Here is a 13,092-nt window from a genome sequence, read left to right on the forward strand (position 1 = left end):
AATTCTAGAAGGCTCTGCCTTCCTTCAATAACATTAGAGGCAGAGCCTCTGCGATAGCATTCCCAGTCAGAGACTGGGAACGAGTTATATAATCCTTAATCTAAAAAGTCTAAATGTTCGCCAGGAATTTTAGATAAATCTGCTGGTGTGCCTTGGACTTTTAACCGTCCTTGTTCTAAAAATACAATCCAATCTGCACACTGGATTACCTTGGGACGGTGACTAATTAAAATAGTGGTTTTACCCTGACGATATTCTAAAAGCCTCTTGAGTATTTGGGCTTCACTCACTGGGTCAAGTGCGCCTGTAGACTCATCTAAAATCAACAGAGGTGGGTTAGTAACTATGGCTCTAGCGATCGCTAATCTTTGTTTTTGTCCTCCCGAAAGATTAGCTCCAAATTCTCCTAAAACAGTTTGATATTTATCAGGTAATTCGCTAATAAAATCATCTGTCCCAGTAATTTGACAAGCTTTGACAATTTCCTCAAAACTGATATGAGGATAGCTAAAATGGAAATTGTCAATAATAGAACGACTCCAAAAATGTGGTTCTTGAGGAATTAAAATTACCTGTTGTCGGAGACATTCCAAAGATATATCCTGTTGATTATAAAGTCCATAACGAATATTTCCTGACTGTGATTGATATAAACCAGTCATTAATTTTGATAGGGTACTTTTACCACAACCAGATTTACCAATTAAAGCAATGACTTGACCACCAGGAATAGTTACAGAAAAATCTTGCAATAAATCAACTCTACCTGTGTGGTGAAAATTAATTTCCGTGCAAGTAATCTCTGCATTCGCAGGAATTTCTACCCACTGTTTTTTCAAATCATTTTCATCTTCTGGAGTCGCATCAATCACTTCTGTCAGCCGTTGAATAACTATTTGGGAAGTAATAAATTCATCTACTAAGCCAATGACAGAACTCAAAAAGCCGAGAAGATTATCACTCATGCCATGATAAGCCATCAATTGTCCGATTGTTAAAGTCCGATTAATGACTAAATAACTACCAATCCAGAGAATACCAATATTAATAAATGTCGAAAGAATACTTGTAACTGTACTGCTATAAAGTCCTAGCTGCATAGTAGTCCAGGACAAGTTAGCCAAACGACCAAAATTTCCTTGATATTCTTCCCAGGCTTGGGGTGTAGCTTGGGTAGTTTTTAAGACTTGTACTCCTCGAAATGTTTCCACCAAAAAGCCTTGGTTTTCTGTACCAGAAACAATCATATTGCGGGTTTTCTGTCGCAGTGCTGGTAAAAAAAGCCAGTTGACACCCGTAATTACGATAAATGCAACTATAGAAGCTAGAGTTAACTCCCAAGTATAAAAGAGCATAAAGCCCAAGGAAACTACAGCAATAAAAAATTGACTGGGTAATCCCAAAACAATTTGGGAAACTAAATTATTGATAGCGTGAACATCTGCAATGCGGCTGACAACTTCCCCGCTACGTCGTCCTTCAAAATAAGATAGGGGTAAATGTAAGAGTTTGCGCCCGTATTCTAGGATTAATCCTAATTGTAATCTTTGTCCGAAATGACCAATTAGGTGGGATTGTACCAAACTAATGGCGCTTTTAATTAAGTTCATGGCGATAACGCCAATGGCGACGGTGGTTAATAGTTGGGTATCACCACGCACTAGGACATCATCGGTAAGTAGCTGCATCATGAAGGGAGATGCCAGGGAAAGTAGTCCAATAGCGATATTTAGGGAAATGGCTTGGGCTATAATAAAGCGATAGGGATAAATCCGTTGCAGATAACGACCAAAACCAGCAATTTTATCTGATTCTTGTTGATAAAAGCGGCTTTCATCTGGAAGCAGCAGCAACATTACGCCATTATTCCAACCTGTTATTAACTCCTGGTGAGTCAAGTAAAGGATACCAACGCTGGGGTCGCCAATGACATATTTATTGCCCTTCTGCCCGTATAATACTACCCAGTGGTAGCCTTTCCAGTGAATAATCGCAGGGAGAGGAGTTTGATCTAATTGGTTGATGAGTTGAGGAGAGGCTTTAACTTGTCTAGTATGGAATCCCAGGGCTTCTGCACCCCGTCGTAATCCTAACAAAGTAGTTCCTCTCGCCCCAGTACCAACAGCTTCGCGCACTCGATTGAGGGTAAATGTGCGTCCGTAGTGTTGGGAAATCGTGGCTAAAGCGGCTGCACCACAATCTTCTTCACTGTGTTGAAGGACTATTTTGTATTTCATTTTCTGGCGTGATTTTTGAGGAGAAAATACAGTTGAATAAATTGACTGTATTGAATGAGGATTTACGCAGAAAAAGAGGAGTACGGCATAATGCACGCTACTAGTTAATGATGATGAAATCATTAAATCATTTGTGTGTACAATTTTCCGCATTATCTATTACTAGCGTTAAAATAACCTATTAGCCTACCGCATAGAGTTCTATATCAAATGGATCGGAAGTGGATTTGTTCTCTCTAAATGCATACACTCTTCCAGAATCTAAATTGTACTCTTTCCAGTTAATGACATCATCTCTTTCGTCTGTGTCAAATTTAATTGTTCCTTTACCAAACGTAGTCCATACGGAAGAAGTTCCAGGTTTTGCAAACTCCCGCTTTGTCCGCGTACCATCAACATAATAGTAGATATTGCCTTCCGTTTCGTTCTTAATCGTAAATCTCTCATAGCCACCAGAAATTATTTCCGCAGCTTGTTCGTCAATTTCTTGAACCAAACCAAAATTCTGCAAGATACTTTGGTTGTTTAACAGGGCTTTTTCTGCTGTGATAGCCATTTGATTTTCTCCTAAAAGTTGGTGTTTAGGAAATACGCATTTCCGAGATAAAAAAGGGGGAACTCAGACAATTACATTCCCCCCGATGTGTGTACACTGAGAAAGGCTTTAAAATCCCTCTGGGGTTAGGTTATGCGTTGATTTTTCCACATAACGTCAAAAATCAAATTAGCCTATCGAATAGTTATATTCCCGGTCACGATCACGGTTCCAGTCCCGATCATGGCGATCACGGTCATGATAGCGATCACGGTGATGATGGCGATCGCAGTGATGATGGTGACCACCAGAAATTATTTCCGCAGATTGTGTGTCAAGTTCTTCACCAAAAGCAAAATTTTCTAAGATACTTTGGTTATTTTGCAGAGCTTTTTCTGCTGTCATCGCCATGTGATTTTCTCCTAAAAGTTGGTGTTTAGGAAATACGCGCAATATTTACAACCTTGATGTCATAGAATAGAAAACTACCAGCCCCCACATAGTAGTCGTTCTTGCAAAGTGGACATAAAGGTAAAAAGCAAAGGTTTTATTTTGAGGGGATATTATTCACTCCTCTATTTTCAGTATATGAGGAAAAGAATATTTTTCAAGATGAATTAGACAATTTTTATTTTTCTTTTGTTTTTCGATTTATTGTGATAGATTCTGAATTGTTCTATCGTGATTAGCTGATTTTTGATGAAAAAACTGTTTTAAAAAATACCGTTTTTGATATTTTCCTTGAGTTTTAATCTAAAATATCCGGTATAAATGCAATATCTCTTATTTATGCTTCAGTTTTTTCACGACCATTTCTTTCACGTTTGAGACTTTCTTCTAAAGCCTCGATTTGTTCCCGACGGGCTTCTAATTCTAAACTACGACGGGCTAAATCAAGATTTAGCAAGGTTAAACTTTGCTGCCAATTCTCTATTTTTACCGCTTCTTGTTTGAGAAATTCAGGAGTAATTCCCGTAGAAATATAGATTTGTACTAGATTAATTACCCAATCAGTAGCATCTTCAATTGTTTCAATTTCACCTGTAGGAGATAGTTTACTAAGACTAATAAGTTATTACTTGTAGCATGACCTTTGCCTCAAAGAATTAAAGTTTCTTCCGAAATTGTTAACCAAAAGTTCTGTGATTCTTGTCGTGCTAATAAACGTAATTGATATTGATATAAAAAATCATTTTTATGTACTTGGGCAAGATATAACATAATTTTTAGGTAATAGGTAATAGGTAATAGGTAATCTTCCCAATCACCAATCACCAATCACCAATCACCAATCACCAATCACCAATCACCATCTACGATAACGTCTCTAGACGTATGCGTAAAATTTCTGCTTGTTTTTGTGCTTCTACTAAAGTCTCTCTTGTAGTCTGAACTACATCTGCGGGGGCTTTATCCACAAATTTAGAATTGCTTAATCTCGCACTTAAAGATTGAGCTTCTGCTTCGGCTTTTTGCAAGCTTTTCTCCAGTTTCGCACGAACGACTTCAATATCTACAACTCCTTTTAAGGGAATTACTACCTGTACAGTCCCGATAACACCAGCAATGGAATTTTCTTTTTCCTGGGGTACGGTTGGTAGTAATTCTGGTTCAATTGGTGTTTCATTAGATGGAAAGTATTTTGCAAATAACTCTTCTCTTGCTTCAGATTTGAGTAAATAGCGGATAATAAACCAACCTACATAACCCAAACCAACTATTTCAAAGCTGGTTCCAAAGAAGGGAATATCTAACGCAGTGTTTCCCACAAATATAGCTACTTTTAAGCCGATAAGGGCGACAACTATTAAAGCAATGATCTTGATTCCACGCCAATATTTATTATCTTCAACTTGTGCAATCTCTTCGGGAATCACAACAGGATTAACATCAACAATTGTTAAAGTTTCCACTTTGGCTAAATCTTGAATATAAGTCTGTCCCGCAGTGAGAATAAATCTTTCACTTGCGCTTTCACTTTGCAAATTTGCAGTAATTTTTACCCCTGGTTTAATATCTGCTTCTGCCCGTAAATTGCGAATTGTGCGAATTGTGCCAATTAATAAATCAAACTGTGTTTCCAAAGCTGAATCAATCAGATTATCATCGGCTTCAGGATATGCTTGTAAAGGTAAAAGTTGAGGATTTTCTGCGGGTTGTTGAGTGAGAGTTTGCCAAATTTCCTCTGTAATATGGGGCATAAAGGGATGGAGTAATTTTAAAATCCCTTCTAAAATGTAGGCAATGATTTGTTGGGCAACTTTGCGAGATGTGGGTTCTGCATCTTTCTGTAATCTGGATTTAACTAACTCAATATACCAATCACAGAAATCACCCCAAATAAATTCATAAAGTCCTTTTGCTGCTTCCCCTAAACCATAATTATCAATGTCATGATTTGTTTGTTTAACAACTTGGTTAAAACGGGAAAGAATCCATCTATCACTTAATTCTGTGGGAACTGGTTGACCTAATTGGGCTGGAGTTTGTCCATCCAAATTCATCATCACAAATCGGGCAGCATTCCACAACTTATTGGCAAAATTGCGAGAAGCTTCGACAGAAATAGATTCATCTTTTTTCCGGTCATATTCTAAGCGAATATCTTGACCTGCACCGGCAACTTCCTTAATTAAGGTATAGCGTAAGGCATCAGTTCCATATTTGGCAATCAACAATAAAGGATCAATTCCATTATTTGCCGATTTCGACATTTTCTTATTATTTTCATCTCTGACCAAACCATGAATGTACACAGTTTTAAACGGCATTTTTCCGGTAAAATGTGTTCCCATCATTGTCATTCTGGCTACCCAGAAAAAGATAATATCAAAACCAGTAACGAGGGTAGCAGTAGGATAATATGTGGCTAGATCTTCGGTTTCTTCAGGCCAACCTAAAGTAGAAAATGGCCACAGTCCCGAAGAAAACCAAGTATCTAAAACATCGGGGTCTTGAACTAATTTCACATCTTCCCCAAATTGCAATTTGGCTTTTTGTAGCGCTTCTGCTTCATTGCGGGCGACAAAATAAGGTGTGGAGTCGGTAATTTCTCCTTCAGTTTCGCTGACAGCATACCAAGCGGGGATTTGATGCCCCCACCACAACTGGCGAGAAATACACCAATCACGTAGATTTACTAACCAATCACGATAAACTTTATGCCAACGTTGGGGGACAATTTCGGGGGAATCTTGGTTATCGAGGAAATCTAAAGTTTTATCAGCCAGGGGGCGGATTTTGACAAACCATTGGGTAGAAAGCAGAGGTTCAACAGGGACTTTTCCGCGATCGCTATAAGGTACTGTATGTTTATATTCCTCAACTTTGACTAAAACGCCCTCAGCTTCTAAACGGGCTACCAAATTTTTCCGCGCCACAAAGCGGTCTTGACCTTGGAACTCACCCGCATTTTCATTTAACGTGCCGTCCTTGTTCATAATATTAATGAACGGCAAATCATGACGTTTACCCATTTCAAAATCATTGGGGTCATGGGCTGGAGTCACCTTAACGCAACCTGTGCCAAAAGTCGCGTCCACCAATTCATCACCAATAATGGGGATTTCCCGGTTCATAATTGGTAAAGTCACGGTTTTCCCAATCAGGTGTTTATATCTGTCGTCATGGGGGTTAACAGCCACACCTGTATCACCTAACATGGTTTCGGGGCGAGTTGTCGCCACTTCCAGAAAGCCAGAACCGTCGCTGAGGGGATAACGGAAATACCACAGATTCCCATTTACCTCTTTGGGTTCGACTTCCAAATCAGACACCGCTGAACCAGAAGCGGGACACCAATTGACTAAATAGTTACTACGATGAATTAATCCTTCTTCATGGAGGCGAATAAATGCTTCTAAAACAGATTTTGATAAACCTTCATCTAAAGTAAAGCGTTCCCGCGTCCAGTCTACGGATACACCTAAGCGTTTTAACTGATTAATAATTGTGCCGCCGGATTCCGCTTTCCATTGCCAAGCCCGTTCTAGGAACTTTTCGCGCCCTAAATCATGGCGAGTTTTGCCCTCGGCTTTAAGTTGCTTTTCTAAAATCGTTTGGACTGCAATGCTGGCGTGGTCAGTTCCCGGTAGCCACAGGGTGTTCCGTCCTTTCATGCGGTGGTAACGCACCAGGGTATCAATCAAAGCCCCTTCAAAGGCGTGACCCATGTGCAAACTGCCAGTCACGTTAGGTGGAGGGATAACGACGCAGTAAGGTTCGCCCTTGTGGTTGGGGTCAGCTTTGTAAACTTGGTTGTCTTCCCAGAATTTTTGCCATTTGGCTTCTGTGGCAAAGGCTTCGTAAAGACTGGGGAGATTAGGAATAGTTAAGGTCATGCTGGGAATGGTAAGTTTGTAAGGATTCTACTAAATTTTGCCACAGGCTTAGAAAATCTTTGTGATTCAGTTCTGGTTAATTAACAATAGACATCTCCGAAAAAGAATGTAGAGACGTTAAATAGATCCTCACTACAATTTATAAGCGATTATAGTTTTTACTTCTATAGGACTTCTATTTGATTTTTGGCGTTGCTGATTTGAGGTATGAAAATGATTTTTGATGATTTCAAAACCCTTGTAGAGACCTTCCATGGAAGGTTTCTACACCTAAATTCATACCTGGTTTCAGCAACGCCTGATTTTTGATAGCTTGCGTGGCGTAGCCATGACTCAGTAGGTATCAATTCTGTCTTTCCTGTTCCCTGTTCCCTGTTCCCTGACCACACAAGTAAATTCACATTTATTAACGGGCTGCCTTTATCACTGGACAGGCTACCATCCGTACTGGTATGACTAAAGTGGGGATACCGGGTGTTACTATTGGCTTACAGGCAGAAGATCCAACCCTGGCAGACCTACTGAAACTTGAGGGCTACACAACCGGTCAATTCGGCAAGAACCATCTTGGTGATTTAGATCAGTTTCTACCCACAGCCCATGGATTTGACGAATTTTATGGCAACCTTTATCACTTGAATGCTGAAGAGGAACCTGAGAACGAAGACTATCCACCTGTGGGTAAGTATAAAAGCTTAGATGCCGCGCGTCCAAGGGGTGTACTTCATAGTTATGCAGGTAAAGATGCTCATTTGACAGAATTATGCACAGGTGGTGGGTATGCGGATATAAGTCCTAGTCCTAATCCTGATCCTGATCAACCTGAGCTTAATGAAAAAACTCTTGATCAACGAATCTGCGATACTGGTCCCCTAACTCAAAAGCGGATGGAAACTGTAGATGAAGAGTTTTTAGGGGCCACAAAACAGTTCATTACAAACGCAAAAAGCGAAGAAAAGCCGTTTTTTGCCTGGTTTAATACCACTCGTATGCACGTCTTTACCCACCTAAAGGATGATTCTAAGGGAGTAACTGGACAAGGGATTGAAGCAGACGGTATGGTAGAACATGATGGTCAGGTTGGTGAACTTGTTCAATTTATCAAAGATCAAGGCTTAGACGATAACACTATCATCATCTATACCACAGACAATGGCGCGGAAGTATTTAGCTGGCCAGATGGTGGTACAACTCCTTTCCGTAGCGAAAAGAATACTAACTGGGAAGGTGCTTTCCGTATTCCAGCTATCATCCGTTGGAAGGGTCATATTCCTGAAGGTGTTGTCTCTAACGATATTATGTCTCACCTAGACTGGGTGCCAACTTTGATGGCTGCGGCTGGTGTGACAGATATCAAACAGCAACTTCTTAAAGTCAAAGACCGAGAAGAAACCATTAAAGAACCCATTCCTACAAATAAATATGAGGAATTTGCTGACGAAAACAAGGGTGTTCACTTAGACGGTTACAACTTCTTACCGTACTTAACAGAGACAAGATCATCTCTAAGTACAGAATATCCAAATGAATTCTGCCATGACATAAATACGGAAACAACAAAGCCTAATGATAACGACCCAATTTGTTCACCTCGTCATCAGTTCGTCTACCTCACAGATGACGGCTATCCAGCAGCAATGCGCTATGATGACTGGAAACTGTTGTTTAGTGAGCAGCGTGCAGAAGGCTTTAATGTTTGGGAAGAACCCTTTGTGGAGTTGAGAGTTCCTAAGTTATTTAACTTACGCCGTGATCCTTTTGAGAAAGCTTACGTAGAGTCCGATAATTACGTTGATTGGCGTTTCCGTCGAATTTTCTTAATTGGTGATATGCAGCTACGTCTAAAACAATTTTTGGATACATTCAAGGCAGATCAATATCCTCCTCGTCAAAGACCTGCTACTCTTAGTGTGAAGTACATGGTGGATGAGATCCTCAAAGACATACAGAAGACATACGAGATAGGGCAAAAATCTCAGCCTTCAGTTACGCCCAGCGAAGCAAAACTACCATCAGAGTTTGGTGTAGTTGTTGACCAACTAGGCAAAATTGTAGACAAGTTGAGAACCATTTCTAATAAGTGAGTCTACTCAGTGGTTAATTTTTTGACTACACTACGGTGTAAGCAAAATTAAAAGTTAGGAGGATCTCTGAAAGGCTATTGATCCTTGATCCTCCTGATTTTCTTGACAAAAATCTTACCTACATTCAAGGAGAAATATAATCATGTCTACTGTTTTAAATTCTTGGAACGATAATTCTAAGAATAAGGAACAAATCATAACTTTTGTGGAAAAAATCACCACAGAAGGATCTGATTATTTTGTGCCAGTGGAAGATCGTATTGCTGTTTTTGATAATGATGGAACTTTATGGGCTGAACGACCTAATTATTTCCAAGCAGACTTTATAAAGTCACAGACTGAAGGAGAAGAAGCAGCAAGAAATGTAATCAAACCAGATTTAAGTCAATTTCCTGAAAATATCCGCAAGGCAATAGAAGATTCTGAGGGAAATAAAGATTGGGAAGGGATTAAGTTTCTTGTTGATGCTTTCCAACAAATCTCAACAGATGAATACATCACAAAAGCTGGAGAATTTGTTAAACAGAATCACAGTTCTATTTCTTTCCCTAAGGACGATCAGAGCTTTGTTAGGTTTGATGCTCCATATATAGACCTAACTTTTAAACCTGTAATTGAGTTAGTCCAGTATCTCCAGTCAAAGGAATTTCAAGTCTATATTTGTTCTGGTGGTGAGGTTCATTTTGTTCGCTCTTTTGCCGAAGAAGCCTACGGTATTCCCCCTCAAAATATCATTGGTTCAGCCTTCTTCAGATTGTTTGATCAGCAAGATGGTGGAGTGTTGGTGCGTAAACCGATTCTATGTCAGTATAATGATGCAATGGGTAAACCATCAGGAATTGAACTTCATGTTGGCAAAAGACCAATTATTGCAGTGGGTAATTCTAGTGGTGATTACCAAATGTTTCAATATACTAGTACTGCACCAGATAAATCTTTGATAGTATTGATCAATCACGATGATGAAGAACGTGAATATTGCTACAACAATGTTCCCCACGCAACAGAGAATAGTGAACCTCTGAATCAATCTCTAGACTATGCTCAGGATCATGAGAATTGGCTTGTTGTCAGCATGAAAGATGACTTTAAGACGATTTTTGAAAAAAATCCACCGCGACTATCAGCTTCAAAAAGTAAAGTTGCAAAAACTTCAATACCATCGGAGCTTAGTGCAATGATTCAGCAACTAGACAAGATTGTAGACAAATTAAAAGACCTTTGTAACTGAGTTCACCCGGTTGTTAAATTTTTGAATACACTGCGATGTAAATAATATTAGAAATCAGGAATATTTGTACAGATATTAATCTTTGATATTCCTAATTTTCTCTAAAAAACGTATTACTATTAACCATTAATAGTAATTAGTAGCTTGAGTAATATCCACCTGACAAAGATTTAAATCAAGAGATTGTATTGTTTAAAAATGAAAATAGTTATGAAAAATATTTGGTTAAAATCACTAATTCTTAGCTTGTTAATCATAGGCCTGTTTTTCGGGTTTTCCCCAGAAGTCAAGGCATCTTCTCCAGAACATAGCTGTCCAGAGGGAATGGTATTTATTCCTGGTGGAACTTTTAATATTGGTTCAGATGCTCACTACGATTCAGAACGTTCTGCTGAAGATATTACCGTTAATAGTTTTTGTATGGATAAATATGAAATTACTAACGCCAAATTTGCCCAATTTGTCAAAGAAACCGGCTATATTACAGTAGCAGAACGTCCTTTACCAAAAGATCAATTTCCTGATTTATCAGATGATAGTAGAAAACCGGGTTCTTTAGTCTTTCAAATGGCAGACCCAGAAGCGAAAAGAGTCCGCTATTTAAGCTGGTGGAAATGGACTTTAGGTGCAAATTGGCGACATCCTTTCGGAGCCGATAGTAATATTAATGGTAAAGACAATTATCCCGTTGTTCAAGTTGCCTATGAAGATGTTAAAGCTTATACCGAATGGGCAAAGATGTCACTACCAACAGAAACTCAGTGGGAATATGCGGCTCGTGGGGGACTCAATCATGCTATTTATAGTTGGGGTGAACAATACTCGGAAAAGAAAGCTAATACCTGGCAAGGATTATTTCCAGTTTTCAATACTAAAGCAGATGGTTATATTGGCACCGCACCTGTAGGGTCTTTTCAGCCTAATGGTTATGGATTATATGATATTACTGGTAATGTCTGGGAATGGACTACTGATTGGTATCGTCCTGGTCATGACCATAAGAGTCACACTTCAAATCCTCAAGGTCCTTCTAAACAAGAAAGCTTTGACCCAAGAGAGCCAGGAGTTGCTAAACACGTTATTAAAGGTGGGTCTTATCTATGCGCTCCTAATTATTGTAGTCGCTATCGTCCTGCGGCCAGGGAGTCTCAATCACCAGATACAGGAACAACACATATTGGTTTTCGTTTGGTAAAATTACTTAACTAATTATCTGCGCTTCCTGGCTATATAAGAGGATGTTTGAAAAGTGGTATTCCGTAATTTTCATCACATTGCTACCCCCCTTAGTCCCCCTTGTAAAGGGGGGAAACAATAAAAATCCAGTTCCCTCCCCTTTACAAGGGGAGGGTTAGGGTGGGGTAAAAAATATTTGATACATCAACCATAACTTTTCAAACACCCTCTAATAGTCTGAAAAATAATGTAGAGACGTTCGATACAAATTTCCTGCTTACACTCCCTTAGAGGGTGTAATGATCAGCTGAACAAATATGGATTTTACGTAAAAAACAGGATATTTTTTTTAAAGATTTGATAAAACATCCCCACAATTAACCAATTCATTAGAGAATATCTAGCAGACAATAGCTTATAAAACTTAGGAGTTATACAGAAAATTATTGAATAAGGATGTGTTTTTTTTGTTATCAATGTGGATAATATAAAAAAGCATGACACAGATACGGAAAGTAGATGTTAGCAAAAGGGAAAATATGAGAATTTTAGTGACGGGCGGTGCTGGTTTTATTGGTTCTCATCTAATTGACCGACTCATGAATGATGGTCATGAAGTCATCTGCCTGGATAATTTCTATACAGGAAAGAAACACAATCTCCTCAAATGGTTAGATCATCATAATTTTGAACTGATCCGTCACGATATCACCGAACCAATTCGGTTAGAAGTGGATCAAGTTTATCATCTGGCTTGTCCGGCTTCTCCAGTGCATTATCAGTATAACCCAATTAAAACAGTTAAAACTAACGTTATTGGCACACTCAATATGTTGGGGTTAGCTAAACGAGTTAAAGCTAGATTTTTATTAGCTTCCACCAGTGAAGTCTACGGAGATCCAGAAGTTCATCCCCAAACTGAAGATTATCGAGGCAGCGTCAATCCCATTGGCATTCGCTCATGTTATGACGAAGGTAAGAGAATGGCGGAAACCTTAGCATTTGATTATTACAGAGAAAATAAAGTCGAGATTCGCGTCGCCAGAATATTCAATACTTATGGACCGAGAATGCTGGAAAATGATGGTCGCGTAGTCAGCAATTTTGTCGCGCAAGCATTACGAGGTGTGCCTTTAACTGTTTATGGTGAAGGTCAACAAACCCGCAGCTTTTGTTATGTTTCCGACTTGGTAAATGGACTAATGCGATTAATGAATGGTGAACATACTGGCCCCATAAATTTGGGTAATCCTGATGAGTACACTATCTTAGAACTGGCGCAGGCTGTGCAAAACTTGATTAACCCAGATGCACAAATTAAATTTGAACCCCTACCTGCTGATGATCCCCGTCGTCGTCGTCCCGATATTACTAAGGCACAAACTTTGTTAGATTGGGAACCTACTATTCCTCTGCAAGACGGTTTAAAATTAATGATCGAAGATTTCCGTCAACGTTTTCAAAAGTAGTGGTTTAGTAATTCACAACT

At 39.2% G+C, this 13,092-nt stretch carries 8 protein-coding genes and 1 pseudogene; 4 read left to right on the forward strand and 5 right to left on the reverse strand.

Annotation, left to right across the window (positions count from 1 at the left end; genetic code table 11):
* Nucleotides 1-95: 95 nt before the first annotated feature.
* The 5 genes and pseudogenes from FJR08_RS17600 to FJR08_RS17620 form a co-directional block, all read right to left on the reverse strand.
* A complete protein-coding gene (locus tag FJR08_RS17600; protein WP_168634042.1) occupies nt 96-2,237 on the reverse strand; it encodes a peptidase domain-containing ABC transporter in 2,142 nt (713 codons plus the stop codon).
* A 181-nt stretch (nt 2,238-2,418) separates the two neighbouring features.
* Nucleotides 2,419-2,793, reverse strand: coding sequence for a hypothetical protein (locus FJR08_RS17605; protein WP_168634043.1), 375 nt, complete (start codon nt 2,791-2,793; stop codon nt 2,419-2,421).
* A 168-nt stretch (nt 2,794-2,961) separates the two neighbouring features.
* Nucleotides 2,962-3,225, reverse strand: coding sequence for a hypothetical protein (locus FJR08_RS17610; protein ID WP_213710468.1), 264 nt, complete (start codon nt 3,223-3,225; stop codon nt 2,962-2,964).
* A 334-nt stretch (nt 3,226-3,559) separates the two neighbouring features.
* Nucleotides 3,560-3,993 (reverse strand): annotated as a pseudogene (locus tag FJR08_RS17615) (hypothetical protein).
* Between the two features lie 92 nt (nt 3,994-4,085).
* Complete coding sequence (locus tag FJR08_RS17620) at nt 4,086-7,112, reverse strand: valine--tRNA ligase (protein ID WP_168634044.1); 3,027 nt, start codon at nt 7,110-7,112, stop codon at nt 4,086-4,088.
* A 422-nt stretch (nt 7,113-7,534) separates the two neighbouring features.
* On the opposite strand from FJR08_RS17620, the gene FJR08_RS17625 reads away from it, so the two are divergent.
* The 4 genes from FJR08_RS17625 (at nt 7,535) to FJR08_RS17640 (ending at nt 13,072) form a co-directional block, all read left to right on the forward strand.
* Nucleotides 7,535-9,196 carry a sulfatase-like hydrolase/transferase gene (locus FJR08_RS17625; protein ID WP_323294557.1) on the forward strand — a complete coding sequence of 554 codons (1,662 nt, stop codon included), beginning with the start codon at nt 7,535-7,537 and terminating at the stop codon, nt 9,194-9,196.
* Between the two features lie 142 nt (nt 9,197-9,338).
* Entirely contained in the window at nt 9,339-10,427 is a 1,089-nt protein-coding gene (locus FJR08_RS17630; RefSeq protein ID WP_168634046.1) for an HAD family phosphatase, read from the forward strand.
* A 210-nt stretch (nt 10,428-10,637) separates the two neighbouring features.
* Nucleotides 10,638-11,636 (forward strand): formylglycine-generating enzyme family protein, encoded by a 999-nt coding sequence (locus FJR08_RS17635; protein WP_233466896.1) that lies wholly within the window; start codon nt 10,638-10,640, stop codon nt 11,634-11,636.
* 506 nt (nt 11,637-12,142) lie between these two features.
* Nucleotides 12,143-13,072 (forward strand): UDP-glucuronic acid decarboxylase family protein, encoded by a 930-nt coding sequence (locus FJR08_RS17640; protein ID WP_015081118.1) that lies wholly within the window; start codon nt 12,143-12,145, stop codon nt 13,070-13,072.
* Nucleotides 13,073-13,092: the final 20 nt, after the last annotated feature.

This window comes from Dolichospermum sp. UHCC 0260, assembly GCF_009711985.1.
GTDB lineage: Bacteria > Cyanobacteriota > Cyanobacteriia > Cyanobacteriales > Nostocaceae > Dolichospermum > Dolichospermum lemmermannii.

Bases quoted from the DNA above. Each gene is read 5' to 3' on its own strand.
- FJR08_RS17600 (WP_168634042.1), bottom strand. From the start codon at position 2,237: ATGAAATACAAAATAGTCCTTCAACACAGTGAAGAAGATTGTGGTGCA.
- FJR08_RS17605 (WP_168634043.1), bottom strand. From the start codon at position 2,793: ATGGCTATCACAGCAGAAAAAGCCCTGTTAAACAACCAAAGTATCTTG.
- FJR08_RS17620 (WP_168634044.1), bottom strand. From the start codon at position 7,112: ATGACCTTAACTATTCCTAATCTCCCCAGTCTTTACGAAGCCTTTGCC.
- FJR08_RS17630 (WP_168634046.1), top strand. From the start codon at position 9,339: ATGTCTACTGTTTTAAATTCTTGGAACGATAATTCTAAGAATAAGGAA.
- FJR08_RS17635 (WP_233466896.1), top strand. From the start codon at position 10,638: ATGAAAAATATTTGGTTAAAATCACTAATTCTTAGCTTGTTAATCATA.
- FJR08_RS17640 (WP_015081118.1), top strand. From the start codon at position 12,143: ATGAGAATTTTAGTGACGGGCGGTGCTGGTTTTATTGGTTCTCATCTA.